Source organism: Companilactobacillus sp. (genome assembly GCF_022484265.1).
GTDB lineage: Bacteria > Bacillota > Bacilli > Lactobacillales > Lactobacillaceae > Companilactobacillus.
Genome location: NZ_JAKVLR010000001.1, coordinates 2,469,667 through 2,495,901, shown reverse-complemented (window position 1 = coordinate 2,495,901; position 26,235 = coordinate 2,469,667). Strand labels below are relative to the sequence as shown.

The following is a 26,235-nucleotide window of genomic DNA, read 5'->3' as shown; positions in this document are numbered from 1 at the left end:
TAGATACACCTTGATTACAATTTCTAGACAGTGATTTTGCATGAATATAAATCCGTTTGTTTTTTTTTAATCACCAATTAAAAATAGTTTGAAATACTGATAAATAGCTGGTTAATCAAATTTAAACATTACTTAACATTAATTCCTATTTTGGTAAAAACTTCTTTGATAGTTACGCTTGCATAGCTAGAATCGTTGTTATATCAACGTTTATAGCTAACGGAATGATCAATTCTAAATAATAGTAATAATTACAAGAATGTTCTTAAAATAAGGCAATTAATAAATAAAGGTGGTGTTTTATATGGATTTGTTTAGAAAAAAACAGATAAGCGATCTGTTGGCTCAGCAATCTCCCTTAAAACGAACACTACACACTTGGGATCTTACCTTCCTAGGTATTGGTGATATTATCGGTACAGGTATTTTCGTTCTAACCGGTAAAGGTGCTTTAACTACTGGTCCTTCACTTGCCTTATCTTTCTTGATTGCTGCTATCTGCTGTGGCTTTGCTGGCTTATGTTACGCAGAATTTGCTTCAATGGCTCCAGTAGCGGGTTCAGCATATACTTATTCATACATTTCATTTGGTGAAATTGTTGCATTTATTATTGGTTGGGACCTATTGCTTGAATATGCCTTAGGTGCCTCAACCGTTGCTGCAGGTTGGTCAGGCTATTTTAATAACTTTATTGCTAATTTCGGTATTCATATTCCTAAGATCCTGACCGCTGCCCCTGGTACTACACCCGGAGTTACGACCGTATTTAATTTACCTGCATTTTGTATCATCATTCTAATTACGACAATCGTTTCTATGGGTATTAACCAAACCAAGAGAATCAACGATACAATGGTCATCATTAAATTAGGTGTTATCGTACTATTTTTGACATGTACCGTTTGGTATGTCAAAGTTGGTAACTGGCGTCCATTTACTCCTTATGGTATTTATAGTTTCCATAAGGGCGTAGCATCAGGTGTCATCCCTGCTGCATCAATTTGTTTCTTCTCGTTTATTGGATTTGACTCAGTATCTTCAAGTGCTGAGGAAACTGTCAACCCAAGTAAAACTCTACCTAGAGGTATCATGCTTTCATTGTCTATCGCCACAGTTTTGTATATTGCAATGTCGTTAACTATGACTGGTGTCGTTAAGTATCCTATTTTTGCTAAATATATTGATGCTCCAATTCTTGCCGTCCTAGCAAAAACTGGACAAGGCTGGTTGTCAATGATCGTCAGTCTAGGAGCAATTTTAGGTATGACCACTGTGATCTTGGTCCAAATCTATGGACAATCAAGAATCACTTACTCAATGTCTCGTGACGGACTATTTCCAAAATTCTTTGGTGCTGTAAGTCCTCGTCACCAAACACCATTAAAGGGTACTTGGTTCTTTGGCATTATTACTTCAATTGCCGCTGGCTTTATTAACTTGAATATTTTAGCCGAACTAGTAAATATCGGTACTTTAACAGCCTTTATCTTAGTTTCTGCTGGTATCATCTGGATGCGGAAGACTCACCCAGAGATCAAACGTGATTTTAAAGCACCTGGTGTTCCATTCACGCCATTAATTTCAATCATCTTCTGTTTGACCCTTGTTGCCGGACTTAACTGGGAAACATGGCTAAGATTCATTATTTGGTTTGCTATCGGCATGTGCGTCTACTTCGGATATGCGCGGAAACATTCAGTGATGAATAAACAAAATAAATAATTTGAAAAAATCGAATCAATTTAAAAACGACCAATTCAAAAGAATTGATCGTTTTTTGTGTCATATTTTACTGGTTGAAGAAATAGGAAATAATCAGAAAGACTATCCCACCAACTAAAGCTCCGATACCGATGATGGCATAGTTCCAAAGTCCAAGAATCCCAAATAGTATTAATAAAATACCAACAATGGGATGGCGGAAAATGAATCCGACTGTTTTAAAAAGTAGCCATAAAATGACAAATACTGCGACTAAAACTGCAATTAACAGGGCTGTGCCACTGTTTGAATTTGCTGCCAAAAGTGTTAACATTTTGGACCTCCTTTTGGGAAATTATATCATCATCAATACTAATTTAGTACTTATGTTTATCTCAAATTATAAATTAAAGTGAAGTTTGACAGTACGCCATTTCAATGGTAATTTTTTTATGACTTATACAAATTATTTTGCTATATATTCTGGTCCAAATTAAGAGTATTTAGCAACGTTTTACGGGGATCAAATCAATTAGGGAGAATCAACAATGAGTAAAATTGCAATTGTCACTGATAGTACTTCAGGGCTAAGCGATAAAGATCTTGCTGAATTAGGCAACGTCTTTTTAGTTCATTTCGAAGTACAGCTAAACGGTAAGTTCTACCATGAGGGGGTAGATATTACTGATGCTCAATTTTATAAAGAATTAGCAACCGCACCAGAATTTCCAACTACTGCTCCACCTTCAATGCAAGAAATGTTTGATTTTTACGACACAGTTGCTGCCAAAGGATATGACGAAATCATCAGCATTCATATCACTAGTGGTATCACTGGCTTTTACAACAACCTTGTAACTGCTTTGAATGATTATACGGGACCAAAAGTCCATGCCGTTGATTCATTCTTATCCATTCAACCAATGGGATACTTAGTCAAGTACGCTTCTAAACTCGCCCATGACGGTGAAAATGTCGATGAGATACTTGCTAAGGTCGACAGTCAAAAACGGACCATCGGTGAGTATTTCGTCGTTGACGACCTTAAAAATCTTGTTCATGGTGGTCGTCTCACTAATGCGGCCGCATTTGCTGGAAGCATGCTCAGAATCAAGCCGATCCTAACGATGAACAATCCCGAGCATAAGATTGTTGCAACTGATAAGATCAGAACTATGCATCGTGCTCTGCACTTTATCGAGGGAGAATTTGAGGAACATCGTAAAAATACTGACTACAAACTAAGAATGTTTCTAACTGGTACAAACAACGCTGACTCCATGGAAAAATGGAAAGAACGATTGTCCAAACAATATCCTGACTTAACTATTGAAACTGGTCAGATCAGTCCAGTAATTGGTGCTCACCTAGGAAACAATACTTATGTTTTAGGTTGGTCAGAAGAAGTTTTTGATAAATAAAATTATTCCGATATTATAAAAAAACAGTAATCACTAATTTGAACAATTATTGATTACTGTTTTTATTTTGCATCGTTAAATTTTTCAATCAAATCGTTTACTTGATCTTCGACTTGTTCATCATTAGCCTTGTCAAAATCTAAGTCTAACTCACCGTGGTTTTCACGTTCGCGATATAACTTTTCAATCGTTGGATCAGCAATGATAAAGTCCTGCTGATCAATGCTCATATGTGAGAATCTATGCAAAAATGCTGGATAAACTGTTAAAAAATTATTCTTTGTAAATTTTACTGTTGATTGTTCATTTAAATCTGCCATAGAATCCTCCAATTGAAACCAATTGTGAACATTTTAGCATATAAATTAATTCATTTCATTACAAAACAAAAAGAGCATCAATGACGTTGTGATCATTGATGCTCTTTATACTAGACAGTAGTCGCTGAAATCTTAGCGATTGCGTCTAATAAATCAGTAATATCTTGTGAGTATACCTCACCGATATTTCCAATTCTAAATGTTGGAACAACCGAAATCTTACCAGGATAGATCACAAATCCTGCTGCTTTTAATGCTTGATAAAATTCAGCAAAATTGAAATCTTCAGTCGGATATCTAAAAGATGTAATAATTGGAGATTGCCATTGATCAGCAATCAATTGCTTAAAGCCCAATTTATCCATACCTGCTGATAATTGACGTTGGTTGTCTTGATAACGTTGATATCTATTCTCTACTCCGCCTTCAACTTCCAATTCAGTTAAAGCCTGAGCAAATGCATGAACAACGTGAGTTGGTGACGTAAAGCGCCACTTACCATTGTCTTTTTCCATTTCGTCATACTGTGCAAATAGATCTAATGAAAGAGTTCTAGCATATCCGCGAGTTCCATTTAAGATCATCTTGTTTGCAATCACAAATGCAAAACCTGGAACACCTTGAATACATTTGTTAGTACTACTGATCAGAAAATCGATTTCTAAACCTTGAACATCAATTGGAATTCCACCAAAGCTGCTCATCGCATCAACGATAGTAACGATTCCTTGAGCTTTGACCCAAGGAATAATATCTTCGATTGGGTTAAGAATACCAGTTGTTGTCTCACAGTGAATCATCGCAAAGTGTGTGATCTCAGGATGAGCTTTGATTTCAGCTTCCACCAATTCTTTTGTAACTGGTTGTTGTTCATCCACTTTAAGGTCCACATGATCAATGCCATAAACATCAGCCATTTGGCCAATTCTTTCGCCGTATGCACCATTCATTGCAATCAACAAAGTACCGTTTGTAGGAATAATTGAACTGATGACCGATTCGACTCCGTATGTACCACTTCCTTGAATTGGAACAGCAGTATATTTTTCGGGATCGACTTGGGCGATTTTTAAGAGAGAAGAACGAATCGATTGCGTAATCTTCTTATAATCGTCATCCCAGGTACAGTAATCGCGATTCATAGCCTTTTTAACCGTCGCACTAGTTGTTAATGGTCCTGGTGTAAGCAATAAATATTCATTTTCCATTATTCTACATTTCCTTTAGTTGATTTAGACTTTTAACAATTGTTGATAAATCTGACAAATTATTGATCACAAAGTCAGCTCCAACAGACTCAAATTGTTGACGAACTGCTTCGCAGGCTAGTTCTTGTTCTTCAACAGAAAGATTGTTGTACTCATCTTCAGTGAGCCCCATCAAGCTGCTGCCTTCGATGATTCCGACTGTCTTAACATTGGCATTTTGACCTTCTTCGATATCTACCAAAGTGTCGCCAACTTTAAGTACGTTTTGTGAATTTTCAATTCCAAATTCGCCCATGATCTTGTTGATCATGTCAGGAGCAGGACGTCCGTTGTTGTCGACATCTGCAGATGTTAAAACGATTTCAGGACGATATCCTAGTGAGGCTGCACCTTGTTGGACTGCATCCATCATCTTTGGAGTATAACCAGTTGTCGTGGCTACACGAATGTCTGATTCATTCAAAAATTGAACAGTCTCTAACAGACCAGGTTTCAATTCAGTTTTTTTGACCAAATGTGCCATTAATGCAGATTCAAACATTGTGTATAATTCTTTGCGGTCGTCTTCATTTGGTTCTGCATCATATTCTTCGATCCATTGTTGACGAATTGTTGAAAGCTTCAACATCTCTCCAATGTGATCCCATTTAGACATCCCCATGAATTGTCTGATCTCATCATCAGTGGGAAAAATATTTTTGGTATTAAATGCCGCTTTAAAAGCAACTACTGGTGCCAAACTACCGTAATCTACCGTTGTACCGGCCCAATCAAAAATAACAGCTTCAATCATATTTAAAACTCCTCTACTTACTTAAATAATGTTGTCTTAATTTAACTGCGATAAATTCCAAAAGCATCGTAACAATAATTACCATATAAACGATGTAACCAACTTCGTGGAAATCAAAACTCAAACCACTTGTAACAAAAAGTTGATATCCGATACCACCTGCACCAGCCGCAGCACCAACCGCAACAGCATTAGCAAAATTAATTTCCAAACGAATAAATGTCCAAGATACTAGGGAAGGAATTATTGTTGGCCAGATAGCTTGGAAAACTATGGTCCAGAATTTACATCCAGTAACTTTCAAGGCTTCAATAATAGAAGGATCGATTTCTTCGATACTTTCCGAATATGCCTTTGTTAAATACGCAACACTATGAAAACTAAGTCCAAGAATTGCAGCTGTCGGACCTAAGCCAACAGCGATAGAAAAGATCAATGCCCAAAGGATAGTTGGGATTGCACGTACGATTGCCATGACGGCTCGTATTCCTGCACCCAAATATGCGTTAGTTAAATTTCTTGATGCCAGAACTGCTAGAAAGAATCCTACTACAGCTCCAATAATCGTTGTCAGAATTGCCAAGATGACACTGACACCTAATGCTTCAAGTAAGACTAGAAATCCGTCTGAACCAGCATTTGGATGGAAAAACATTTGATTAAGAGTCATCATTAGGCCATGAAATGCATCAGCCATTTTGACGTTCTCTGTATTGAGAGTTGCAAGTGTGTAGATAGTTATCAAAACTAAAGCGATAAAAACTGAATGGATCATCCAAGTTGAGGCAGTAGTTTTGTGTAATTTAATTTTTTTAGATTGTGGATCATTTTGAAATGATGGTCGTTGGATGATAGGAGTTGCTTCTTCTTTTGAAATCATAAGATCACCTTTCTAATTTGGTTCGAAAGTGTCTCCAAGGCGATTACGACAACAATGATTGCTAAAACAGTCATCCCTGCTGCATCAAAACGGAAACTCTTATAATACAGGTCAAAGATAAATCCGATTCCTGTACCTGTTAAAATACCAACTAACGTGGCATCACGAACGTTATTTTCAATCATGTACAAGATCCAACTAATCAAACTAGGTACGATCTGTGGAATAACTGCTTGAAAAATCACTTGATAATAACTGGCACCTGTTGCTTTAAGAGCCAACATAGCTTCGCCAGCTTCATCTTCAATGATTTCCATAAAAGCTCTGATCAAAAATCCGATTGTCATTAATAGCAAGGCTAGAAATCCAGTGAAGTTACTTTGCTTGAAGGAGAAAAGCAAGATCATTGCCCAAGCTACCAATGGAATATTTCTAAAAAACGATGCAATACCACGAACTAAAATTTGCATGAATTTATTGATTCCAGTTACCTTTGAACCTAAGATTGCAAAGAAAATTGCAATCACTGCAGCAACTACTACAGATGCGATCGACATCAAAACTGTTTCAAATAATTTAGACATTATTTGAGGCAAATACGACATCGAATTTTGAGTTGGTTGGAAATTAACCGCTAACCAAGAAAATGCTGTCGGAATCGACATCAATCCTTGAATGGTGTCGAATTTCAAAATATAGCAGCCAACGAAATAAATGGCAGCAACTAAGGCTAAAACGCCTGATTGAATCAAGCGTTTTTTGCCTAAGTAGCTAGCTGATGATAATTTGGATGGATTCATTGTGCTAGCTCCTTATTTGCTGATGTTCCATAAAGCTCCGTGATCACGTCAGGAGTTAGTTTATCAGCAGTATCGTTGAAGACCATCTGACCAAGGCGAATACCAATGATTTGATCAGCGTGTTCTTTTGCAAGATCGATCTGATGCAAATTGGCAATACAAATGATGTTGTATTCTTCAGTTAAGTCTTTTAACAACTTCATCACATTTTGAGCAGAAGCTGGATCAAGAGATGCAATTGGTTCGTCACACAAAATAACTTTTGGATGTTGAATCAATGCTCTGGCGATACCAACACGCTGCTTTTGACCACCACTTAATTCTGAACAACGTTGAAGTGCAAAATCTGACAATCCAACCTTATCCAATAGATCAAGTGCTTCACGTTTTTCAGCTTCAGTATAACGACCCATTACGCCTGAAAGTGTTGACTTGTATCCGAGTCGACCATGAAGAACGTTTTCTAAAACAGTCAATCTTTCAACTAGGTTGTAGTTTTGGAAAATCATTCCGATTTGACGGCGTAATTTTCTTAATTCCTTCTTGTTGGCAGATCTAATATCTTCGCCATCAAGTAGGATCTCGCCTCCATCATCTTTAATAAGTTGATTAAGACTTCTAAGAATTGTAGTTTTACCTGCCCCTGATGGGCCAATGATTGCTACAAAATTACCCGGATCAATCTTAAAAGAAATATCAGTCAAGGCTGGTTTATCCTTTTGGTAACTCTTCGCTAAGTTTTTTACTTCCAGCATCGTAATGCCCCCCTATTTACTATTTACCGATTAATTCGTGAGTAGGTTTGTACCAGTTGTCATCAACCTTAAGTAGTTGTGACTTAGGTCCCTTCTTGTGGAACAATGCTGCTTGTTTTGAACCATCTTTTGCGAACAACTTAGGATCGTTTGATACTTCGTCAGATGTGAACAACTTTTGAATTGCTGCACGATCTTTAGCACTAAGAGTCTTTGTATTTGCTACAAGTGGTCCATTTTGAACTGGCAATGTTGAGATGTTTACAACACTCTTGCCGTGGAAGTCTGTGAATGGTGCTGCTGCATCTTCACGAACTGTGAATTTAGAACCTGGTTCTGAGTAACTACCTGATGTAACTTTCATAAATGGTGTTAGATCAATATCATCAAATGCCGCTACGTCAACGTCACCCTTCAACAAGTTAACTGCTGAACCTGGGTGTGAGTTTCCGTAAAGTACTTTGCTGAAGAACTTGCCGCTTTCTGAGAAAGCATCTTTATTCTTAAGCTTGAATTCTTTTTGAATTTCGTATGTTGGAATTGCAAAACCTGATGTTGAACTTGCTGAAACGAATGAGATCTTCTTACCTTTGATTCCGTCAATGCTGTACTTGCCGTCTTTCTTGTAGCTGTCAGCTTTATCTTCTGGAACCATCAAGTATGAACGGTAACTTGCTCCCTTGAATGTACCATCTGGACCTGATTCTGTTAGAAGAGGTGCAACTGCTTTGTTCAAACCACGTGCCTTGATGTAACCATCAGCACCCATAAATGCTAATTGAGCCTTACCTGATGCGATTGCTTCAATAGCAACGTTGTAATCTGTAGTTGTCTTAATATCAACTTTCTTACCAGTTGCCTTTTCTAATTTAGCTTTCAACTCATTACGTGAAGCTAAGTAGTCTTTTGCAGATTCATTTGGGTAAAATACAATAGAAATTTTCTTTGAGTCGCTGCTGCCACTCGCTGAACTATTCTTTCCTGAGCATCCTGCTAATGTACCACCTAATAAGGCCATTAACATTACCCCTAAACAAACCGTTAAAAACCGCCCTTTTTTCATATGAAACTTACCAACTTTCCTATAACAATTTTTTAGAACATAGAATAGATTAGCAAGTGAATGTATATTCGTTGTTTATTAAATGTAAAGATTCCAACACATTGTAAAGATTTCGCTATATATTTCCTTTACATTAGCTTTACAATTGCCACATCCGTTGGTACAACTGCGTTAGAATGGTGTTAACAAACATGATGGAGGCACTCTCAATGAAGGCATTAGTTATCCCTACACCGGAAATTAAGCAAATTAATGGTTTAAAAATTCAGGATCTCGCTATTCCTGACATACATGAAGATGAAATTTTAGTGAAATTGCATGCCGTAGGATTAAATCCTGTGGATTTCAAATTGGTTAGCGGCCATCATCCCAACTGGACATACCCGCATACCCTAGGCTTGGATGCAGCGGGAGAAGTAATCAAAGTTGGATCAATTAATCCTAAACATTTCAAACTAGGAGACCGAGTCTTCTATCATAGTGATCTGTCAAAGGACGGTTGTTTTGCTGAATACGCTAAAACTAACTATCGTTGCGTTGCCAAAATCCCTGATTCTGTTTCATATCAAGAAGCTGCCTCAGTCCTTTGCAACGGCATGACTGCCTATTCTGCCATCCATCGCAAAATGAATCTGACTGGTAAAAAGACGATTTTGATCCATGCTGGAGCTGGTGGCGTTGGCAGTATTGCTATCCAACTGGCGAAAATAGCTCAATTAAAAGTTTTTACAACAGTTTCGACTCATAAGATCGACTGGGTAAAACAATTTAAACCTGATCACATCATCGACTACAAAACCGAAGATACAACTCAGAAGATTTTAGAATTGACTGATGGAGTTGGTGTAGATTTGATTGTTAATACAGTGGGACCTGAAGAAGCTCAAAAGGATTTAGCTCGTTTAGCTTATAATGGTGCTCTAATGACGATTGTTGGAGAACCTAAACTAGATGACTATAACTTAAGTGCAATGGGTCAGAGCGTGCTAAGCGTTAATCTAGGTGGTGCTCATCAACATAACAACCTATCTCAGATTGACGACCTGGCAGTTATGGCTGAAAAACTTGGCAACTTATTAGCCACTAAAAAGCTTCATTCGATTATTACTAAAACCATTGATTTTGATGAGATTCCATCAGGTTTAAAGGATTTGTTGGACCGAAAAATATCTGGAAAAATAATTGCAACTTTTTAATTTTATATACTAAAAAAGCAGAACTGAATTTTTTTCAGTCCTGCTTTTTGATTAGTTACTATTTACATTTACTGATGTTAACTGCGGCATAGATGCTGACAAGAATTGTTTAGCAAATCGATCATCATAAATCCAGGAATTAATTTGATTTTTTGCCAGGATCAAAGGCATCCGGTCATGTATCTGAATCATAGATTCGTTGGGTTTCGTCGTCAGTAGCACGCTTTGAGCCACTTCATCAAAATAATTAAAGCAACCAGCAATAAATAGCGGTTCAGCTTCTGTCTGATAATTAAAGCGATACTTTTGCTTGCTATTATTCCATTCAAAAAAGCCAGTTGTGGGATAAACGCAGCGATTTTTCTGAAACGCTGACGCAAACATCGACTTTTGCATAACAGTTTCCGAACGAGCATTGATAATTGTTTGACCTGACTTAAATCCTGGAAATCCCCATTTCATGGAAACTACTTGGACTTGCTTAGGTCCGGGTACGATCAACGCAGTTTGATCTGTCGGAAAAACTTCGCCAGTCTTTGGCTTAAATCCCCCTGAAACTGCCAGATCAAAAATGCGTTCGATCATCGGATTTTCATCTGGCTCAAACATAAATCTTCCGCACATACTGACTCTCCTATTATATTAATCTAGAACGTGACTGTCTTGTCTGACCATTCAACCATTTCAACACAGTCGACCATAGTTGAAATTGGACAATGTGTTTTATCTTCCAAATGACGTGACATGATGCAGGTTCCACATGCTAGGATTTCACCCTTGGCTTCTGTATATTGGTTCATCATATCAACAACGTCAAACTTATCATCCTTGATGTCCTCGATCTCAACAGCCTCACCCATCAAGAATACTTTTACATCGTTACCCTTGCCTAAAGCGGTATTAGCAAATCTAAATGCATTCCAAGCCTTTTCGTGTTCCTTAGTCTCTAAAAGAATCCCAATTTTCATTATATATTCCTCCATATAAATAAATAGATAATTTTTTCACAACTTCATTCTATCTTATTTTCATGGAAAAAACTAATGGATTGGAAGCGAATTCAGAAAATGATTTTGGTACTTGGTAAAAACTTTGATTGAAAAAGTAATAAATGAAAATAATGTCTAGATTCTTAATAAAGGCATGGAATCGCCGATGTTCTTCGAACCTCGCCGTAAAGCACTCTAAGCACTCCATGCTAAGAGTGCCTAACCGCCGTTTACTCTAGCTATGCACTCTTTGGTCAAAAAAATGCATGAAATCGCCCTCGGCTCCACTCCGTTGCACGCTCCGCCGTTTACTCTGCTATGCACTCTTTACTCAAAGAAAATGCATGGAATCGCCGTCGGCTCCACTCCGTTGCACGCTCCGCCGTTTACTCTAGCTATGCACCATAGGTGCTTAGCTAGAGTATAAAAAAAACACCCCCACACAAGTGGAAGGTGTACAAAATGTAATATTTGAGATTTGTATATTAACGTTTTGAGAATTGTGAAGCTTTACGAGCTTTCTTAAGACCTGGCTTCTTACGTTCCTTCATACGAGGGTCACGTGTTAAGAATCCTGCACTCTTAAGTGTTGGTCTGAAGTCTGGATCTGCTTCAAGTAATGCTCTTGCAATACCGTGACGGATTGCTCCAGCTTGTCCTGAGAAGCCACCACCGTTAACGTTAGCAATAACGTCATAGTTTGAAGCTGTTTCAGTAACATCTAAAGGTTGTTTCATATCAGCAATCAAATTGTCAAAAGGAATGTAATCTTTGACATCACGTTTGTTGATAGTAATTTTACCGTTTCCTGGAACTAATCTAACACGTGCAACTGAGTCTTTACGACGGCCTGTTCCAGCATAAAATACATCTGCCAAAATGTTTTCCTCCTTAAATTAGTTTGTTGATATCCAACAATTCTGGATTTTGTGCTTGGTTGTCATGTTCAGGACCTGCATATACATGCAACTTCTTGAGTTGTTGACGTCCAAGTGTGTTATGAGGCAACATGCCGCGAATTGAATCTTCAACAAAACGTTCTGGTGTTTCTTCACGTTTTTGTCCGGCACTAATACTCTTAATACCACCTGGGTGATTTGTATGGTGGTAATAGATCTTTGTCTTAGCTTTCTTACCTGTTAATCTTGTCTTTTCTGCATTGATGATAATAACGTTATCACCTGTATCAACGTTAGGTGTGTATGTTGGCTTGTTCTTACCTCTAAGAATAGCAGCAACAACTGATGACAATCTACCTAATACGACGTCAGTTGCATCAACTACATACCACTTACGATCAACTTCATTTGCTTTTGCTAATGGTGTTGTACGCATTTGTTTTCCTCCAAGTTCATTGTCTGTTTGACACTCAATAAGATTCCGGGGCTTATCGTGGGGCAAACAATACCAGGTACAACTATACTTGGTATTCCCCGATAAGTCAATATTAGATAAGAGATTTAATCATAAAAAACTTCTTTTAAATATAGCCCACTTGCTGGAGCTGTCCCTCGTGCTTCTTGACGATCCTTGATTTCAAATAATCGTAAAAAGTCATGTTCTGCTCTTCTGCCGTTACCGATCTCCAACAAAGTCGCAACCAATATGCGGACCATATTATATAAAAATCCGTTCCCAGTGAATTCAAAGACTAATTCGTTTTCCGCTGGAAAGTAATCAACGGTTGCTCGATAAATAGTACGAACTTTATTTTCGATCACGCCACCTGAAGCTGCAAAGCTAGTGAAGTCATGTTCACCTTCTAGGTCCTTCAATGCAGTTTTTATTTTATCCACATCAAATGGATAGGGATAATGTCCTGTGTAAAAACGCTTGAAAGGATCAGTATAATGTCCACAATCTACTCGATATTGATACGTCTTCTTTTTAACACCAAAACGTGCGTGAAAATCAGCATCAACGATTTCTGATTTTTTAACGATTACATCTAACGGCATCAACGAGTTGACTGCTTTTAACATGCTATCAGCCGGTAATTGATTGGGAAATTCGAACGATACTACCTGACCTAAGGCGTGAACGCCAGCATCGGTCCGACCGGATCCGATCACATCGATGGACTGTCCCTTTGACATTTTGGTCAAAGCTTTTTCTAAAACTCCTTGCACGGTACGCAACTTCGGCTGACTTTGAAAGCCATGGAAGTTTGCACCGTCGTAGGCAATGGTTAATTTATAATTTGTCATTTATAACTCCGCAGCAACAATAAAATAATTGTTATTAATACCATGAACACAATCGTCCAATTATCGCGTTTTGACCAGTTTAAAACTCGATACTTACTTCTTCCCTCGCCGTCCTTATAACCTCGTGATTCCATCGCTATGGCAAGATCATAAGCAATTGAAAAGCTACTAACAAATAATGGAATCAGGATCGGAACAAACGCCTTGATCCGTTTGATTAGTCCACCTTCACCAAAGTCGACCCCACGGGCTCTTTGAGCATCCATTATCTTAGTCGTTTCATCGATCAACAGTGGCACGAATCTTAATGCAATCGACAACATTAAAGCAACCTGCGTAACAGGAAATTTTACGACTTTGAGCGGTTTTAAAATGCTCTCGATTGAATCTGAAATCTCGATAGGTGTAGTTGTTAAGGTCAACAAAGTTGAAATGAAAATGATCAGTACAAAACGCATGAAAATATAGGCTGCAATGGTAAATCCTTCTTTAGAAAGCGACAGGAATGCCCAATGCCAGTATGGATGAGCACTTGGCGTAAAGAACGCCTGTAAGGCCACGGTGAAGAGTATCAGCCAAAACATCGGCCGCAATCCCTTAATAAAGAACAGCAGATTGACCTTGGAAACATAAACAGCAAACAATACAAAGACTAGTAAAAAGGCATATGAAGCCACATTATTTGCTAAAAAGACTATGCCAATAAAATAAAATGTAATTAAAAATTTTAACCGAGGATCTAAACGATAGATCAGTGAATCCCCGGGTAAATATCGTCCTATTATTAATTTATCCATCTAATCACCGTGAATTTGTTCTTTTATTTCAGCGGTCAACTCACTGATAGTAATTGGTAGTTGTTTAAAATCAAAGCCCTTGTCAGCTAATTTTTGTGCAAAAATGGCACTTTGTGGCAGGCTAATGTATCCCTTATTTAATAAATCACTGTTGTTAAAAATTTCTTGTGGAGTTCCGGTGGCAACTAACCGACTGTCATGCATGACCATCATTGAATCAGCATAATTTGCCACGTCATCCATATTATGAGTTATCAGGATAATTGTCTTACCTTTTGCTTGCTGTTGCTTAAACAAGTCCATAATCTCTTTTCGACCAACTGGATCTAGTCCCGCGGTCGGTTCATCAAGAATAATTGTTTCAGGATCACTAGCTAGAACTCCAGCAATTGCAACACGGCGCATTTGTCCACCAGATAAATCAAATGGCGACTTTTGAAGGTAATCTTGACCTAAGCCGACCACATCGATCATTTTGCTGGCTGAATCCTTCGCTTCTTGTTCGGAGTAACCAAAATTCTGTGGTCCAAACATAATATCTTTTTCCACAGTATCTTCAAATAATTGACTTTCAGGAAACTGGAAGACCATGCCGACTTGTTTACGAAGCGGCTTAAGATTTTTATTGTTGGTCTCAGGCGTTATCACATGAGTACCCGCAACTATCTCGCCACTTGTAGGCTTCAACAAAGCATTGATATGTTTGACCATGGTTGATTTGCCACTACCGGTTTTTCCGACAATGGCGGTAAATCCACCACTTTTGATGGTAGCCGAGACATCTGCTAGACCGAGACCAGACATAGGATTATTAGATTCATATGAATGTGTTACGTGTTTGAATTCAATTTGCATAATTGATCTATTAACCCCTTCTCAGTGATATAGCCATCGTAATCGATCAAATCAGTCAGACCAGCTGCCACTAAATTAGTAAAAGGTTCTTCCAATCCAAAATCGATCAATTTAGGACCTAATTTATATAACTCAGCCGGGTCAGTGTCTTCGACGATTTTCCCAGAGTTCAATACTATAATTCTATCAGAAAGTTGCGTCTCTTCAATATCATGGGTAATAGAAATTACCGTCAGGTTTTGTTCAGCACGCAAATGCTTAATCAAATCAATGACAGTTTTTCTACCTTGGGGGTCCAACATACTAGTCGACTCATCCATGATAATTATCTCAGGTTTAATAGCCAGCACGCCAGCAATGGCCACACGTTGCTTCTGACCACCTGACAATGATTGAGGATCACGTTTCTTATAATCCTGCATATCGACCATCGTTAAGGCTTCGTCCACAGCTTGAACCATTTGTTCACGTGGCATACCTTGATTTTCCAAACCAAAAGCAACGTCATCTTCCACTGTTGCGCCAACGAATTGATGATCAGGATTTTGAAAAACGATTCCAATTTTCTTTCTGGCATCCCAGATAGTTTCCTCATTGGTAATGACGCCATCCACTTCAATCGTACCGGATTCACATTCTTCAAGACCGTCGATCAAACGAGTCAGAGTAGTCTTGCCACTACCGTTTTTACCAACAATTGAGATCCATTCGTTTTCTTTAATATCTAAACTAATGCCATTAACAGCGTATGATTCGGAACCTGGATATTTATAAAAAACATTTTTAATTGAGATTATATTGGCCATTTGATCACCTTTGGGTAAAAAAAAATCATTCGACGAATTAGTGTCCCTGTTTCCAGAGATCTCAGAGATAGACTTAGTTACATTGTAACCATCATCTTAACACTCACTAATCCATCAGAATGACTGATTTTTTAATTAATGAAACTTAATATTATTATTAAACTAATTCAATAATAACCATAGGTGCAGCATCACCACGACGTGGTGCAGTCTTCAAGATACGTGTATATCCACCGTTACGTTCTTTGTAACGAGGAGCGATATCACTAAATAACTTTTGAAGAGCTGATTGTACTACAACTGCATCATCATCTTCTGTGATGTTAGCAACTTCGTCTCTAACAAAAGCAGCAGCTTGACGACGAGCGTGTAAATCGCCACGTTTACCTAAAGTAATCATCTTTTCAGTTGTACGACTGAGTTCTTTAGCACGTGTTTGTGTTGTAACAATACGTTCATTAATGATTAAATCAGTAGTTAAATCGCGTAACATTGCTTTTCTTTGAGAACTTGTACGTCCTAATTTACGGTAGCCCATGTGTTTACCTCCTGTATGAATTTGATATTAATCTTCTTGCTTTAATGATAATCCAAGATCAGAAAGCTTTTCTTTAACTTCGACAAGTGACTTGCGTCCTAAGTTACGAACACGCATCATATCTGCTTCAGTCTTTTCAGTAAGCTCTTGCACAGTATTGATACCGGCACGCTTCAAACAATTATATGAACGAACAGAAAGATCTAGTTCTTCAATAGTCATTTCAAGCTTCTTCTCTTTTTGTGTTTCTTCTTTTTCAATCATCATGTCGGCACTTTTAGCTTCTTCGGTAAGATTTACAAAACTTGTTAAATGTTCTGTAAGGATCTTAGCAGACAAACTAATAGCTTCTCTAGGACCAATAGAACCATTAGTCCAGATATCGATTGTCAATTTATCGAAGTCGTTTCTTTTACCCACACGAGTATTTTCAACTTGGTAGTTAACTTTTTCAACTGGTGTGAAAATTGAGTCAACTGGTAAAACACCGATAGGTGTTTCGTCTGATTTGTTTTGTTCTGCAGGAGTATATCCACGACCATTTTTAATTGTCAATTGCATGTGGAAATGTCCACCTTCTGCAACAGTACAGATGTATTGTTCAGGGTCTAAAATTTCCAAGTCGTCATCTGCTTTGATGTCTTTTGCTGTAACAGTAGCAGGACCAGTAACGTCGATCTCTGCCTTTAGGCTGCCTTCTTCAGCATAAGACTTCAATGATAGACTCTTAACGTTAAGCACGATTTGTGTAACGTCTTCGATAATTCCATCAACTGCAGAAAATTCATGCAAGACACCATCTATTTGAATATCAGAAACCGCTGTACCAGGTAGTGATGCAAGTAAAACACGACGTAATGAATTACCTAATGTAGTACCGTATCCTCTTTCGAGCGGTTCAATAATATATTTACCATGATCATTACTTTCTTCAACAGGTGTAATGGTTGGCTTTTCAAATTCGATCATTCGGTTAGTTCCCCTTTCAAAACGAAATGTGTGTAGCTCAGTTCATATGGGTATAAGACCATACTATACACGACGACGCTTTGGAGGACGTGAGCCATTATGTGGAACTGGTGTGACGTCGCGAATTGCAGTAATTTCCAAACCTGTGGCTTGTAATGAACGAATTGCGGCTTCACGACCTGAACCAGGTCCTTTGACAGCTACTTCTACTGTTTTCATACCATGTTCCATTGATTCCTTAGCAGCTGCTTCTCCAGCCATTTGTGCAGCAAATGGTGTTGACTTACGGCTTCCCTTGAATCCAAGTGCACCAGCAGATGACCATGAAACGGCATTACCGTTAACATCAGTGATCATAACTAGTGTGTTATTGAAAGTTGAGTGGATATGAGCTACTCCAGATTCAATATGTTTCTTTGTACGACGTTTGCGACCTTTGTTTTGAGCCATGAATTAACCTCCTATCCTACTTTTTCTTACCGGCAATAGAAACTTTCTTGCCTTTACGAGTTCTAGCATTGTTCTTTGTGTTTTGTCCACGAACGGGCAAACCACGACGATGTCTCATACCACGGTATGAACCAATTTCTTGAAGTCTCTTGATGTTCATACTTGTTTCACGACGTAAGTCACCTTCAACAGGGATCTTGTCGATTTCAGCACGAATCTTGTCTTCTTGATCAGGAGTCAAGTCACGTGTACGAACGTCTTCTGAAACATCAGCGTTTTTAAGTACTTTTTGTGCAGTAGTATTGCCGATACCAAAAATGTAAGTTAAGGCAATAACAATTCTCTTATCACGAGGTAAATCTACACCTGCTATACGAGCCATTAAGTTGCGCCTCCTATTTTATTATCCTTGTCTTTGTTTGTGTTTTGGATCTGCAGAACAAATAACCATGACGCGTCCACGTCTCTTGATTACCTTGCAGTGTTCACACATAGGTTTAACGGATGGTCTTACTTTCATATTGTGGAACCTCCATTCCATTAAAATACTTGTTATCTATATCTATATGTAATTCTTCCCTTGGTTAAATCATAAGGTGACAATTCAACAGTGACCTTATCGCCGGGCAAAATTCTAATATAGTGCATACGGATTTTACCTGACACATGGGCTAGAACAGTAGCTCCATTTTCAAGTTTCACCTTAAACATTGCATTAGGCAATGTTTCTGAAATTGTTCCTTCTACTTCAATGACATCATCTTTTGCCAAAGATATTAACCTCCAATGATCACGGGATTTAGTTCATTTGCATACGGCTCAACATTATACAATGTTTTTACCATAAAGTAAACAAACCAAAGTTAAAAAGTTTTACAGACTTTGTAAAACCTTTTTAACTTCTTTATATACATCATCAATTTCTTGTTCACCATTGATCTTGTGCAACAAGTTTAACTTGTCGTAAAAATCAATAAGTGGAGTATTCATTTCGATGTTTACTTTTAATCTGTTCTTAACAGTTTCAGGTTTGTCATCTTCACGTTGGTAAAATTCATGACCACCGCAAACATCACAAGTACCTTCTACCTTTGTTGGATTGTAGATTTTGTGATATGTTGCTCCACAATTTTTGCAAATATATCTACCAGATAGGCGTTCAACAAGAACCTCTGGTTTAACATCAATATATATTACACCATCGATCGGCTTGTTTACATTTTTTGCAATTGTCTGTAAAGCGTTAGCTTGATCGATAGTTCTTGGAAAACCATCTAACATATATCCGCTCTTTTGAACATCATCTTTGCCTAAACGTTCTTCGACAATAGATTCTGTTACTTCATCAGGAACAAGTTCTCCCTTGTCAATATAAGACTTGGCATCCAAACCAACTTTAGTCTTGTCGGCCATAGCTTGTCTGAACATATCGCCAGTCGAAATATGGACAATATCAAAATCTTCAACAATCTTTTCTGCTTGTGTACCCTTACCAGCACCAGGCAATCCCATCAATATAATGTTCATTCTTTACATCTCCCAACAATTTACTTATCTGATAAACCCAACGTATTCACGTTTCATCAATAGACCTCTAAGTTGACGATCCATCTCAACTGTAACACCAACGATGATAAGTAAACTTGTACCACCTAATCCAATTGATTGAGGTAGGTTAAACAAGTTAGCTGCAAGTAAAGGTAGCAATGAAACTAAACCTAAGAAGATTGAACCTACTGTAGAAAGTCTAAGTAGGACACCATTCATAAATTTAATTGTTTCATTTCCAGGCCAAACACCTGGAATATATGCACCTTGTTTTTGCAAGTTTTCTGATAATTTTTCAGGATTTACTTGAACGAATGCATAGAAGAAAGTAAATAACACAATCAACAACGTATAAAGTAATGATCCTGTAGTTGTTTGCATACTGAATATTTCTGATAGTACTTGGTACCATGAATCTCCACTATGGTTTGCTTGGAATGCCATCAAAATAGTTTGAGGCGTTACGATAAACGAACTAGCGAAGATAACTGGGATAACACCAGCGACGTTGACTTTAAGTGGCAAGAAACTTTCACTTCCGCTACCTGCAGCACGTCTTGTATATTGGATAGGAATTCTTCTACTTGCTTGTTGTACATATGTAACAAACTGAACAACGATCAAGATAAGAATTACTAGTCCAACGATGAATCCGATATTTTTAGCAAGGTCTGCGGAATTGGCATTTTGAATGTAATCACGCCAGATTTGTTGAATTCCAGAAGGGAATCTAGCAACAATACCAGCAAAGATAATTACTGAAACACCATTACCAAGACCTTTATCAGTGATTTGCTCACCAATCCAAGTTAGCAACATTGTACCACCGGTAAGAATAATACCGATTGTAATGAATGCTTGAGCGTTTGGTGTTTTAACCAAATGCAAGCTACTCAATGTGTTGAAACCGGCAGTAATACCGATTGATTGTACGAATCCTAACACAATTGTTAGATATCTTGTTACTTGGTTAAGTTTTCTACGTCCAACTTCACCTTGTTTACTCCATTCAACAAACTTAGGAACGATGTCCATTTGTAACAATTGAACAACAATCTGTGCAGTGATGAATGGTGATACACCCATTGAGAAGATGGAATAGTTTGATAAACCACCACCAGTAACTGTATCAAGCAATGGAACCAAGCCAGATTGACTAACTTTGTCCATTGCTGCAGCGTTAACGCCAGGTACAGTTATCTGAGAACCCAATCGATAAATCACAAGTAACATAAGGGTAAAGAAGATCTTTTGGCGAATTTCTTTAACCTTTAGAGCATCTCTGATAGTTCTAAACATTAGATCACCTCGACTGAGCCACCAGCAGCTTCAATAGCTTTGGTAGCGGCGTCAGAGCTTTTTGCAACTTTAACAGTTAACTTAGCTGATACTTCACCATTGGCAAGTAGCTTAACACCGTTATATTCTTTCTTAACGATTCCAGCTTCTTTTAATGTTTGAAGATTTACTTCAGCGCCGTCACTGAACTTGTTTAAGTCTTTAAGGTTCACAACTGCATATTCTTTGCGGTTGATATTCTTAAATCCACGTTTTGGCATACGACGGAATAAAGGCATTTGTCCACCTTCAAAACCGATACGTGTCTTACCACCTGATCGAGCTAATTGACCTTTTTGTCCACGACCAGCAGTCTTACCAGTACCACTTGAAGTACCGCGACCTAAACGTTTTCTAGAATGTCTTGAACCTTCACTAGGTTTAAGTTCATGTAGTTCCATTCTTGCACCTCCTAATCTATGAATGAATTATTAATCTTTAACTTCTTCAACACTAACTAAATGAGCAATTTTTAAAACAGCACCGCGAATAGCAGGATCATCCGGCTTAACAACAGAACTATTAACTCTTGCAAGTCCTAGTTCTTTAACAGTTTTACGTTGAGCAGGAAGGCGGTGAGCTGCACTTCTAATAAGAGTAATTTTAAGTTTAGCCATTATTACGCACCTTTCTTCTAGTTAAGCAAGTTTTGAGCTGAAATTCCACGCATGTCTGAAACTGTTTCAGCAGTCTTGATTTGTTTTAGTCCTTCGATTGTTGCACGGATAACGTTGATTGGTGTGTTTCTTCCAAGTGATTTACTTGTAATATCACCAACACCGGCTAATTCCATAACGGCACGAACGGAACCACCAGCAGCGATACCAGAACCTTCAACAGCAGGTTTTAGCATGATCTTACCAGCACCGAATCTACCAATTACTTCGTGAGGAATTGTTGATCCGACCATAGGTACGGTAATCAAGTTCTTCTTAGCATCTTCAACAGCTTTACGGATAGCTTCAGGAACTTCTTGTGCTTTACCAGTTCCGAAACCAACGTGGCCATTCTTATCTCCAACGATTACGATGGCTGCAAAACGTAGACGGCGTCCACCTTTAACAACTTTAGTAACACGGTTGATTGAAACAACGCGATCTTCTAACTCTAATTGAGATGGATCGATATATGTCATAAGTTTGGTTTCCTCCTTCTAGAATTTTAGCCCATTTTCACGAGCAGCTTCAGCAAGACTTTGTACACGACCGTGGTATAGGTAACCTGCACGATCAAATACAGCGTCGCTGATTTTAGCAGCTTTAGCTCTTGTTGCAAGTAATGCACCAACAGCAGAAGCTTGTTCAACTTTTGAACCGTCTTTGATTTCTTTATCAAGAGTTGAGGCACTTGCTAGCGTTACACCCTTTACGTCATCAATTAATTGAGCGTAAATGTTTTTGTTCGAACGGAACACATTTAAGCGTGGGCACTCAGCAGTACCAGAGATTTTGGCACGAACGCGTTTTTGACGCTTTTGACGTGCTTTGTTTTTATCTGGTTTTGTAATCACAATTTTCACCTCATAGAATTATTTACTATTTACCAGTTTTACCTTCTTTACGACGTACATATTCATCAACATAACGAATACCTTTACCCTTATATGGTTCTGGGGGACGTACGTCGCGAATCTCAGCAGCAAATTGTCCAACTTTTTGCTTACTAATACCTGAGATGTTGATCTCAGTATTTGAAGGAGATTCGATCTTAATGCCTTCTGGTGCATCCATGTCTACAGGATGTGAGTAACCAACTGAAAGAGTTAGCTTTGTGCCTTTAACTTGGGCACGGTAACCAACACCTCTAAGTTCAAGTTTCTTTTCAAATCCTTCAGTAACACCAAGAACCATGTTGTTTAGGTTTGAACGCATTGTTCCGTGAAGAGCTTTGTCATTGTCGCTTTCACGTGTGAACTTAGCTTCGTTACCTTCAACAGTTAGCTTGATTGCAGGGTTGAAATGTCTTGTAATTTCACCCTTTGGACCTTTAACAGTGATGTTTTCATCATTTTGTGTAATTGTAACGCCTTCTGGAATTTCAATTACTTTATAACCGATACGACTCAAATTTGTGCACCTCCTTGTCCTTAAAAATTATTACCAAACGTAAGCAATTACTTCTCCACCAACGTGTTGTGCACGGGCTTCTTTATCAGTAATTACACCTTTTGAAGTTGAGATAATTGCAATACCTAGTCCATTAAGAACCTTTGGTACATTATCAGCATCAACATAACTACGCAAACCAGGTCTTGAAATACGTTTCAAGCCAGTAATAACGCGTTGTTGATCTTGTCCATATTTAAGGAAAATACGAAGAACACCTTGTTTATTGTCTTCAACAACTTCGTAATCCTTGATAAATCCTTCGTTCTTTAAAATCTCAGTAATGCTCTTCTTAATGTTAGAAGCAGGCACTTCTAGAGATTCATGCTTTACCATATTAGCATTGCGGATACGTGTTAGGTAATCTGCAATAGGATCTGTCATGACCATTTAATTTACCTCCTTGTTATAGTTAAATTCTACCAACTAGCTTTTCTCATACCAGGAATTTGACCGTCGTGAGCTAAATTACGAAGGCAAATACGGCAAAGTTTAAACTTGCGATATACAGAATGTGGACGGCCACAGTTTTCACAACGTGTGTATTCTTGTGATGAAAACTTGGCTGGTCGATGGTTACGTACGATTTGAGATTTCTTAGCCAATTTAATGACCCTCCTTTATTTTGTAAATGGCATTCCGATTTGTGATAGAAGTTCACGTGATTCTTCATCAGAATTAGCTGTTGTTACGATAACAATGTCCAATCCACGAATCTTGTTAACCTTATCATAATCAATTTCTGGGAAAACCAATTGTTCCTTAAGACCTAATGTGTAGTTACCACGGCCATCGAATGAACGAGTATTTACACCACGGAAATCACGAACACGAGGTAGAGCGACATTGATTAGCTTGTCTAAGAAGTCATACATACGATCGCCACGGATTGTAACCTTGGCACCGATTGACATTCCTTCACGAAGTCTGAATCCGGCAATAGATTTCTTTGCTTTTGTAATCAAAGGTTTTTGACCTGCAATAAGTCCTAATTCTTCAACGGCTTCATCAAGGTTCTTTGAGTTAGCAATAGCATCACCAACACCCATGTTAAGAACGATTTTTTCGATCTTAGGTGTTTGCATAATTGATGTGTAATTGAATTTTTCCATCATTGATGGTGTGATTTCTTTTACATATCTTTCTTTTAATGCATTAACCATTTAGTTTTCTCCTTTCTTACTTATCTTCTTTTTTATCAGTTGATTTTGTTGATTTCTTGGCTGTAGATGTTTTCTTAGCTGATCCCTTAACGACTTTAACGTTAGTTGCATCGATAGGTCTTTCAACGTCGACGATTCCACCTTGTGGTTGAGTGTTAGTTGGCTTTGAATGCTTCTTTACAACATGTAAGCCTTTAACAATAACCTTGTTGACAGCAGGTAAAGCTTTAACTACAGTACCTTGCTTGCCTTTGTCATCGCCAGAAATAATTTCAACGTTGTCTCCAGTTTTTACAAACACTATTCAGCACCTCCTGAATTAAATTGTTCTTTTTATAGCACTTCTGGTGCCAATGATACGATCTTCATAAAATCGCTATCACGTAGTTCACGAGCAACGGGTCCGAAGATACGAGTTCCTCTAGGTGTTTTATCAGCATTAATAATAACTGCAGCGTTTTCGTCGAATCTGATGTATGAACCATCTGTACGATGTGCACCTGATACAGTTCTTACGATAACGGCTTTAACAACGTCACCTTTTTTAACAACGCCACCTGGTGTTGCTTGTTTGACAGTAGCGACGATAATGTCACCGATATTTGCTATTTTACGGTTTGAACCACCGAGAACTTTAATAGTTAGAATTTCACGAGCTCCAGAGTTATCTGCAACTTTTAAACGGCTTTCTTGTTGAATCACTTATTAGTCCTCCTCTCGTCAGTATTTAATACTAGATAATAACTGCTTTTTCGACGATTTCTAATAAACGGAAGCGCTTTGTCTTTGACAAAGGTCGAGTTTCCATAATACGAACAACATCGCCCATTTTAGCTTCGTTCTTTTCGTCTTGAACGTAAAACTTCTTAGAGTATTTTACACGTTTGCCATAAACTGGATGTTTCTTGTAAGTTGAAACTTCGACAGTAATTGTCTTGTCCATCTTATCTGAAACAACGCGGCCTTGGTATACTTTACGATTGTTACGAGTTTCTTTTTCGCTCAACGTGAGATCTCCCTTCCTGTTTATTATTTATCGTTGTTTGCTTGATTTTGAACAGTTCTTAATCTTGCGATATTCTTTCTAACAGCCTTTAAACGTGCTGTATTTTCCAATTGACCAGTAGCTTGTTGGAAACGAAGGTTGAATAATTCTTCTTTATATTGCTTAACTTTGTCTTGTAACTCAGTAGCAGTTAGCTCTTTGATTTCACTAGCCTTCATCAGCGCCACCTACTTTCTCTGCTTTAACAAACTTAGTTCTAACTGGAAGTTTGTTTGATGCAAGTCTTAGGGCTTCACGAGCTACTTCTTCAGGAACGCCACCGATTTCAAACATGACTTTTTCACGTTTTACTACGGCAACCCAACCTGCAGGAGCACCTTTACCAGAACCCATACGAACACCTACACCCTTAGCAGTGTATGATTTGTGAGGGAAGATTTTAATCCAAACCTTACCACCACGCTTCATGTAACGAGTCATAGCAACACGAGCTGCTTCGATTTGTCTGTTAGTGATCCAGCTTGAATCAAGTGCTTTCAAACCATATTCACCAAAATCGACGTTCTTACCACCTTTAGCTTCTCCGCGCATCTTGCCACGGAATTCACGACGGTGTTTTACACGCTTTGGTACTAGCATAGATTATTCTCCTTTCCCTTCGTTATTGTCTGTATTGTTATGTTGTGGTTTAGCAGGAAGAATTTCACCACGGTAGATCCAAGTTTTAACACCTAAGTTACCGTATTGAGTCTTTGCTTCAACCCATGCATAATCGATATCTGCACGCAATGTGTGAAGAGGAACAGTTCCCTCTGTATGCCATTCTCTACGAGCCATATCGGCACCGTTTAAACGACCAGATATTTGAATCTTGATACCCTTTGCACCTGCACGACGTGAACGTTGTACGGCTTGACGTTGTGCACGTCTAAATGCGATACGTGCTTCAAGTTGACGAGCAACGTTTTCACCTACAAGTTTTGCATCTAAATCAGGTTTCTTGATTTCAATGATGTTGATGTGAATGTTTCTGTTAACTAATTTGTTTAGTTCGTTACGTAATTTTTCAACTTCGGAACCACCCTTACCAATAACCATACCAGGTTTGGCAGTGTGAATTGAAATAGTAACGTTCTTTGCTGTACGTTCAATTTCGATTCTTGAAACTGAAGCGTTTGAAAGTCTGTCTTCAATATACTTACGAATCTTAAGATCTTCATGTAAGAATGTTGAAAAATCTTTTTCTGCATACCATTTGGCATCCCAGTCACGGATAACGCCGACACGGAATCCGACTGGATTAATCTTTTGACCCACTCAAGTTAC

At 38.2% G+C, this 26,235-nt stretch carries 41 protein-coding genes; 3 read left to right on the top strand and 38 right to left on the bottom strand.

What is annotated here, in order from left to right; all coding sequences use genetic code 11:
- The first annotated feature begins 304 nt into the window (after window positions 1–304).
- Window positions 305–1,723, top strand: a complete 1,419-nt coding sequence (locus tag LKF16_RS11940) for an amino acid permease (protein WP_291471182.1) — start codon at window positions 305–307, stop codon at window positions 1,721–1,723.
- Window positions 1,724–1,790: 67 nt separating this feature from the next.
- Here the strand turns inward: LKF16_RS11940 and LKF16_RS11935 are convergent, their stop codons facing one another.
- Window positions 1,791–2,036 carry a hypothetical protein gene (locus tag LKF16_RS11935; protein WP_291471184.1) on the bottom strand — a complete coding sequence of 82 codons (246 nt, stop codon included), beginning with the start codon at window positions 2,034–2,036 and terminating at the stop codon, window positions 1,791–1,793.
- Window positions 2,037–2,250: 214 nt separating this feature from the next.
- On the opposite strand from LKF16_RS11935, the gene LKF16_RS11930 reads away from it, so the two are divergent.
- On the top strand, window positions 2,251–3,123 hold the full coding sequence (locus tag LKF16_RS11930) for a DegV family protein (protein ID WP_291471186.1): 873 nt from the start codon (window positions 2,251–2,253) through the stop codon (window positions 3,121–3,123).
- A 62-nt stretch (window positions 3,124–3,185) separates the two neighbouring features.
- Here the strand turns inward: LKF16_RS11930 and LKF16_RS11925 are convergent, their stop codons facing one another.
- From LKF16_RS11925 to LKF16_RS11895, 7 genes are all read right to left on the bottom strand, one after another.
- Window positions 3,186–3,443 carry a hypothetical protein gene (locus LKF16_RS11925; RefSeq protein WP_291471188.1) on the bottom strand — a complete coding sequence of 86 codons (258 nt, stop codon included), beginning with the start codon at window positions 3,441–3,443 and terminating at the stop codon, window positions 3,186–3,188.
- 110 nt (window positions 3,444–3,553) lie between these two features.
- Window positions 3,554–4,651: a 2-aminoethylphosphonate--pyruvate transaminase gene (phnW, locus tag LKF16_RS11920; protein WP_291471191.1), complete on the bottom strand. Its 1,098-nt coding sequence runs from the start codon at window positions 4,649–4,651 to the stop codon at window positions 3,554–3,556.
- A 4-nt stretch (window positions 4,652–4,655) separates the two neighbouring features.
- Window positions 4,656–5,444 (bottom strand): phosphonoacetaldehyde hydrolase, encoded by a 789-nt coding sequence (gene phnX, locus LKF16_RS11915; RefSeq protein ID WP_291471192.1) that lies wholly within the window; start codon window positions 5,442–5,444, stop codon window positions 4,656–4,658.
- Window positions 5,445–5,457: 13 nt separating this feature from the next.
- Window positions 5,458–6,324, bottom strand: a complete 867-nt coding sequence (locus LKF16_RS11910; protein ID WP_291471194.1) for a PhnE/PtxC family ABC transporter permease — start codon at window positions 6,322–6,324, stop codon at window positions 5,458–5,460.
- Entirely contained in the window at window positions 6,321–7,124 is an 804-nt protein-coding gene (locus LKF16_RS11905) for an ABC transporter permease subunit (RefSeq protein ID WP_291471196.1), read from the bottom strand. The genes LKF16_RS11910 and LKF16_RS11905 overlap by 4 nt, the downstream gene beginning before the upstream one ends.
- Window positions 7,121–7,879, bottom strand: a complete 759-nt coding sequence (gene phnC / locus LKF16_RS11900) for a phosphonate ABC transporter ATP-binding protein (protein ID WP_291471198.1) — start codon at window positions 7,877–7,879, stop codon at window positions 7,121–7,123. Before phnC ends, LKF16_RS11905 begins: the two co-directional genes overlap by 4 nt.
- A gap of 19 nt (window positions 7,880–7,898) precedes the next feature.
- Window positions 7,899–8,942 carry a phosphate/phosphite/phosphonate ABC transporter substrate-binding protein gene (locus LKF16_RS11895; RefSeq protein WP_291471200.1) on the bottom strand — a complete coding sequence of 348 codons (1,044 nt, stop codon included), beginning with the start codon at window positions 8,940–8,942 and terminating at the stop codon, window positions 7,899–7,901.
- A gap of 209 nt (window positions 8,943–9,151) precedes the next feature.
- On the opposite strand from LKF16_RS11895, the gene LKF16_RS11890 reads away from it, so the two are divergent.
- Window positions 9,152–10,138 (top strand): zinc-binding dehydrogenase, encoded by a 987-nt coding sequence (locus LKF16_RS11890; protein ID WP_291471201.1) that lies wholly within the window; start codon window positions 9,152–9,154, stop codon window positions 10,136–10,138.
- Between the two features lie 51 nt (window positions 10,139–10,189).
- Here the strand turns inward: LKF16_RS11890 and LKF16_RS11885 are convergent, their stop codons facing one another.
- The 30 genes from LKF16_RS11885 to rpsC all read right to left on the bottom strand — a co-directional run bounded on the left by LKF16_RS11885 (window position 10,190) and on the right by rpsC (window position 26,226).
- Window positions 10,190–10,762, bottom strand: coding sequence for an SOS response-associated peptidase (locus tag LKF16_RS11885; RefSeq protein ID WP_291471203.1), 573 nt, complete (start codon window positions 10,760–10,762; stop codon window positions 10,190–10,192).
- Between the two features lie 23 nt (window positions 10,763–10,785).
- A complete protein-coding gene (locus LKF16_RS11880; protein ID WP_291471204.1) occupies window positions 10,786–11,106 on the bottom strand; it encodes a DsrE/DsrF/TusD sulfur relay family protein in 321 nt (106 codons plus the stop codon).
- A 506-nt stretch (window positions 11,107–11,612) separates the two neighbouring features.
- A complete protein-coding gene (rpsI, locus tag LKF16_RS11875) occupies window positions 11,613–12,005 on the bottom strand; it encodes a 30S ribosomal protein S9 (protein ID WP_291471206.1) in 393 nt (130 codons plus the stop codon).
- Between the two features lie 13 nt (window positions 12,006–12,018).
- A complete protein-coding gene (rplM, locus tag LKF16_RS11870; RefSeq protein ID WP_291471207.1) occupies window positions 12,019–12,462 on the bottom strand; it encodes a 50S ribosomal protein L13 in 444 nt (147 codons plus the stop codon).
- Window positions 12,463–12,587: 125 nt separating this feature from the next.
- A complete protein-coding gene (gene truA / locus LKF16_RS11865; RefSeq protein WP_291471209.1) occupies window positions 12,588–13,334 on the bottom strand; it encodes a tRNA pseudouridine(38-40) synthase TruA in 747 nt (248 codons plus the stop codon).
- Window positions 13,331–14,131 (bottom strand): energy-coupling factor transporter transmembrane component T family protein, encoded by an 801-nt coding sequence (locus tag LKF16_RS11860; protein WP_291471210.1) that lies wholly within the window; start codon window positions 14,129–14,131, stop codon window positions 13,331–13,333. Before LKF16_RS11860 ends, truA begins: the two co-directional genes overlap by 4 nt.
- Window positions 14,132–14,986, bottom strand: a complete 855-nt coding sequence (locus LKF16_RS11855) for an energy-coupling factor transporter ATPase (protein WP_291471212.1) — start codon at window positions 14,984–14,986, stop codon at window positions 14,132–14,134.
- The gene (locus LKF16_RS11850; protein ID WP_291471214.1) at window positions 14,962–15,792 is read right to left on the bottom strand and encodes an energy-coupling factor transporter ATPase; all 831 of its coding nucleotides are present in this window, start codon (window positions 15,790–15,792) and stop codon (window positions 14,962–14,964) included. Before LKF16_RS11850 ends, LKF16_RS11855 begins: the two co-directional genes overlap by 25 nt.
- 157 nt (window positions 15,793–15,949) lie before the next feature.
- Window positions 15,950–16,330 carry a 50S ribosomal protein L17 gene (rplQ, locus tag LKF16_RS11845; RefSeq protein WP_291471215.1) on the bottom strand — a complete coding sequence of 127 codons (381 nt, stop codon included), beginning with the start codon at window positions 16,328–16,330 and terminating at the stop codon, window positions 15,950–15,952.
- A gap of 27 nt (window positions 16,331–16,357) precedes the next feature.
- Window positions 16,358–17,299 carry a DNA-directed RNA polymerase subunit alpha gene (locus tag LKF16_RS11840; protein ID WP_291471216.1) on the bottom strand — a complete coding sequence of 314 codons (942 nt, stop codon included), beginning with the start codon at window positions 17,297–17,299 and terminating at the stop codon, window positions 16,358–16,360.
- A gap of 63 nt (window positions 17,300–17,362) precedes the next feature.
- Window positions 17,363–17,749: a 30S ribosomal protein S11 gene (gene rpsK, locus LKF16_RS11835; protein ID WP_057814566.1), complete on the bottom strand. Its 387-nt coding sequence runs from the start codon at window positions 17,747–17,749 to the stop codon at window positions 17,363–17,365.
- Between the two features lie 16 nt (window positions 17,750–17,765).
- Complete coding sequence (gene rpsM, locus LKF16_RS11830; protein ID WP_291471223.1) at window positions 17,766–18,131, bottom strand: 30S ribosomal protein S13; 366 nt, start codon at window positions 18,129–18,131, stop codon at window positions 17,766–17,768.
- Between the two features lie 21 nt (window positions 18,132–18,152).
- Window positions 18,153–18,269, bottom strand: coding sequence for a 50S ribosomal protein L36 (gene rpmJ, locus LKF16_RS11825; protein ID WP_010018546.1), 117 nt, complete (start codon window positions 18,267–18,269; stop codon window positions 18,153–18,155).
- 32 nt (window positions 18,270–18,301) lie between these two features.
- Window positions 18,302–18,520, bottom strand: a complete 219-nt coding sequence (infA, locus tag LKF16_RS11820) for a translation initiation factor IF-1 (protein ID WP_010624903.1) — start codon at window positions 18,518–18,520, stop codon at window positions 18,302–18,304.
- A gap of 102 nt (window positions 18,521–18,622) precedes the next feature.
- Entirely contained in the window at window positions 18,623–19,276 is a 654-nt protein-coding gene (locus LKF16_RS11815; RefSeq protein ID WP_291471237.1) for an adenylate kinase, read from the bottom strand.
- Window positions 19,277–19,300: 24 nt separating this feature from the next.
- Entirely contained in the window at window positions 19,301–20,596 is a 1,296-nt protein-coding gene (gene secY / locus LKF16_RS11810) for a preprotein translocase subunit SecY (protein WP_291471239.1), read from the bottom strand.
- The gene (rplO, locus tag LKF16_RS11805; protein WP_291471241.1) at window positions 20,596–21,036 is read right to left on the bottom strand and encodes a 50S ribosomal protein L15; all 441 of its coding nucleotides are present in this window, start codon (window positions 21,034–21,036) and stop codon (window positions 20,596–20,598) included. Before rplO ends, secY begins: the two co-directional genes overlap by 1 nt.
- A gap of 30 nt (window positions 21,037–21,066) precedes the next feature.
- Window positions 21,067–21,252: a 50S ribosomal protein L30 gene (rpmD, locus tag LKF16_RS11800; protein ID WP_125768922.1), complete on the bottom strand. Its 186-nt coding sequence runs from the start codon at window positions 21,250–21,252 to the stop codon at window positions 21,067–21,069.
- A 17-nt stretch (window positions 21,253–21,269) separates the two neighbouring features.
- On the bottom strand, window positions 21,270–21,770 hold the full coding sequence (gene rpsE, locus LKF16_RS11795; protein ID WP_291471246.1) for a 30S ribosomal protein S5: 501 nt from the start codon (window positions 21,768–21,770) through the stop codon (window positions 21,270–21,272).
- 18 nt (window positions 21,771–21,788) lie between these two features.
- Window positions 21,789–22,154 carry a 50S ribosomal protein L18 gene (rplR, locus tag LKF16_RS11790; protein ID WP_291471248.1) on the bottom strand — a complete coding sequence of 122 codons (366 nt, stop codon included), beginning with the start codon at window positions 22,152–22,154 and terminating at the stop codon, window positions 21,789–21,791.
- Window positions 22,155–22,170: 16 nt separating this feature from the next.
- Window positions 22,171–22,701 carry a 50S ribosomal protein L6 gene (gene rplF, locus LKF16_RS11785; protein WP_291471250.1) on the bottom strand — a complete coding sequence of 177 codons (531 nt, stop codon included), beginning with the start codon at window positions 22,699–22,701 and terminating at the stop codon, window positions 22,171–22,173.
- A 30-nt stretch (window positions 22,702–22,731) separates the two neighbouring features.
- Window positions 22,732–23,130: a 30S ribosomal protein S8 gene (rpsH, locus tag LKF16_RS11780; protein ID WP_291471251.1), complete on the bottom strand. Its 399-nt coding sequence runs from the start codon at window positions 23,128–23,130 to the stop codon at window positions 22,732–22,734.
- A 29-nt stretch (window positions 23,131–23,159) separates the two neighbouring features.
- Complete coding sequence (locus LKF16_RS11775; protein ID WP_291471253.1) at window positions 23,160–23,345, bottom strand: type Z 30S ribosomal protein S14; 186 nt, start codon at window positions 23,343–23,345, stop codon at window positions 23,160–23,162.
- Window positions 23,346–23,360: 15 nt separating this feature from the next.
- The gene (gene rplE, locus LKF16_RS11770; RefSeq protein WP_291471255.1) at window positions 23,361–23,903 is read right to left on the bottom strand and encodes a 50S ribosomal protein L5; all 543 of its coding nucleotides are present in this window, start codon (window positions 23,901–23,903) and stop codon (window positions 23,361–23,363) included.
- Window positions 23,904–23,919: 16 nt separating this feature from the next.
- Complete coding sequence (rplX, locus tag LKF16_RS11765) at window positions 23,920–24,204, bottom strand: 50S ribosomal protein L24 (RefSeq protein WP_291471257.1); 285 nt, start codon at window positions 24,202–24,204, stop codon at window positions 23,920–23,922.
- Between the two features lie 32 nt (window positions 24,205–24,236).
- Window positions 24,237–24,605 (bottom strand): 50S ribosomal protein L14, encoded by a 369-nt coding sequence (gene rplN / locus LKF16_RS11760; protein WP_291471259.1) that lies wholly within the window; start codon window positions 24,603–24,605, stop codon window positions 24,237–24,239.
- A 31-nt stretch (window positions 24,606–24,636) separates the two neighbouring features.
- A complete protein-coding gene (gene rpsQ, locus LKF16_RS11755; RefSeq protein WP_291471261.1) occupies window positions 24,637–24,909 on the bottom strand; it encodes a 30S ribosomal protein S17 in 273 nt (90 codons plus the stop codon).
- Window positions 24,910–24,932: 23 nt separating this feature from the next.
- Window positions 24,933–25,127, bottom strand: a complete 195-nt coding sequence (gene rpmC, locus LKF16_RS11750; RefSeq protein ID WP_125707004.1) for a 50S ribosomal protein L29 — start codon at window positions 25,125–25,127, stop codon at window positions 24,933–24,935.
- Window positions 25,117–25,548, bottom strand: a complete 432-nt coding sequence (gene rplP, locus LKF16_RS11745; RefSeq protein WP_010624918.1) for a 50S ribosomal protein L16 — start codon at window positions 25,546–25,548, stop codon at window positions 25,117–25,119. The genes rpmC and rplP overlap by 11 nt, the downstream gene beginning before the upstream one ends.
- Window positions 25,549–25,551: 3 nt before the next feature.
- The gene (gene rpsC, locus LKF16_RS11740) at window positions 25,552–26,226 is read right to left on the bottom strand and encodes a 30S ribosomal protein S3 (protein WP_291471266.1); all 675 of its coding nucleotides are present in this window, start codon (window positions 26,224–26,226) and stop codon (window positions 25,552–25,554) included.
- Window positions 26,227–26,235: the final 9 nt, after the last annotated feature.

Coding starts and splice junctions, on each gene's coding strand:
- rplM (WP_291471207.1), bottom strand. CDS start 12,462: ATGCGTACAACACCATTAGCAAAAGCAAATGAAGTTGATCGTAAGTGG.
- LKF16_RS11910 (WP_291471194.1), bottom strand. CDS start 6,324: ATGATTTCAAAAGAAGAAGCAACTCCTATCATCCAACGACCATCATTT.
- rplE (WP_291471255.1), bottom strand. CDS start 23,903: ATGGTTAATGCATTAAAAGAAAGATATGTAAAAGAAATCACACCATCA.
- rpsM (WP_291471223.1), bottom strand. CDS start 18,131: ATGGCTCGTATAGCAGGTGTAGATTTACCTCGTGATAAGAGAATTGTT.
- LKF16_RS11905 (WP_291471196.1), bottom strand. CDS start 7,124: ATGAATCCATCCAAATTATCATCAGCTAGCTACTTAGGCAAAAAACGC.
- LKF16_RS11895 (WP_291471200.1), bottom strand. CDS start 8,942: ATGAAAAAAGGGCGGTTTTTAACGGTTTGTTTAGGGGTAATGTTAATG.
- rpsE (WP_291471246.1), bottom strand. CDS start 21,770: ATGACATATATCGATCCATCTCAATTAGAGTTAGAAGATCGCGTTGTT.
- LKF16_RS11815 (WP_291471237.1), bottom strand. CDS start 19,276: ATGAACATTATATTGATGGGATTGCCTGGTGCTGGTAAGGGTACACAA.
- LKF16_RS11850 (WP_291471214.1), bottom strand. CDS start 15,792: ATGGCCAATATAATCTCAATTAAAAATGTTTTTTATAAATATCCAGGT.
- rplO (WP_291471241.1), bottom strand. CDS start 21,036: ATGGAACTACATGAACTTAAACCTAGTGAAGGTTCAAGACATTCTAGA.
- LKF16_RS11840 (WP_291471216.1), bottom strand. CDS start 17,299: ATGATCGAATTTGAAAAGCCAACCATTACACCTGTTGAAGAAAGTAAT.
- LKF16_RS11880 (WP_291471204.1), bottom strand. CDS start 11,106: ATGAAAATTGGGATTCTTTTAGAGACTAAGGAACACGAAAAGGCTTGG.
- rpmD (WP_125768922.1), bottom strand. CDS start 21,252: ATGGCTAAACTTAAAATTACTCTTATTAGAAGTGCAGCTCACCGCCTT.
- LKF16_RS11935 (WP_291471184.1), bottom strand. CDS start 2,036: ATGTTAACACTTTTGGCAGCAAATTCAAACAGTGGCACAGCCCTGTTA.
- LKF16_RS11925 (WP_291471188.1), bottom strand. CDS start 3,443: ATGGCAGATTTAAATGAACAATCAACAGTAAAATTTACAAAGAATAAT.
- phnW (WP_291471191.1), bottom strand. CDS start 4,651: ATGGAAAATGAATATTTATTGCTTACACCAGGACCATTAACAACTAGT.
- LKF16_RS11930 (WP_291471186.1), top strand. CDS start 2,251: ATGAGTAAAATTGCAATTGTCACTGATAGTACTTCAGGGCTAAGCGAT.
- LKF16_RS11855 (WP_291471212.1), bottom strand. CDS start 14,986: ATGCAAATTGAATTCAAACACGTAACACATTCATATGAATCTAATAAT.
- rplP (WP_010624918.1), bottom strand. CDS start 25,548: ATGCTAGTACCAAAGCGTGTAAAACACCGTCGTGAATTCCGTGGCAAG.
- rpmJ (WP_010018546.1), bottom strand. CDS start 18,269: ATGAAAGTAAGACCATCCGTTAAACCTATGTGTGAACACTGCAAGGTA.
- truA (WP_291471209.1), bottom strand. CDS start 13,334: ATGACAAATTATAAATTAACCATTGCCTACGACGGTGCAAACTTCCAT.
- rplQ (WP_291471215.1), bottom strand. CDS start 16,330: ATGGGCTACCGTAAATTAGGACGTACAAGTTCTCAAAGAAAAGCAATG.
- LKF16_RS11885 (WP_291471203.1), bottom strand. CDS start 10,762: ATGTGCGGAAGATTTATGTTTGAGCCAGATGAAAATCCGATGATCGAA.
- phnX (WP_291471192.1), bottom strand. CDS start 5,444: ATGATTGAAGCTGTTATTTTTGATTGGGCCGGTACAACGGTAGATTAC.
- phnC (WP_291471198.1), bottom strand. CDS start 7,879: ATGCTGGAAGTAAAAAACTTAGCGAAGAGTTACCAAAAGGATAAACCA.
- rpmC (WP_125707004.1), bottom strand. CDS start 25,127: ATGAAGGCTAGTGAAATCAAAGAGCTAACTGCTACTGAGTTACAAGAC.
- LKF16_RS11860 (WP_291471210.1), bottom strand. CDS start 14,131: ATGGATAAATTAATAATAGGACGATATTTACCCGGGGATTCACTGATC.
- LKF16_RS11940 (WP_291471182.1), top strand. CDS start 305: ATGGATTTGTTTAGAAAAAAACAGATAAGCGATCTGTTGGCTCAGCAA.
- rpsH (WP_291471251.1), bottom strand. CDS start 23,130: ATGGTCATGACAGATCCTATTGCAGATTACCTAACACGTATCCGCAAT.
- secY (WP_291471239.1), bottom strand. CDS start 20,596: ATGTTTAGAACTATCAGAGATGCTCTAAAGGTTAAAGAAATTCGCCAA.
- rpsK (WP_057814566.1), bottom strand. CDS start 17,749: ATGGCTCAAAACAAAGGTCGCAAACGTCGTACAAAGAAACATATTGAA.
- LKF16_RS11890 (WP_291471201.1), top strand. CDS start 9,152: ATGAAGGCATTAGTTATCCCTACACCGGAAATTAAGCAAATTAATGGT.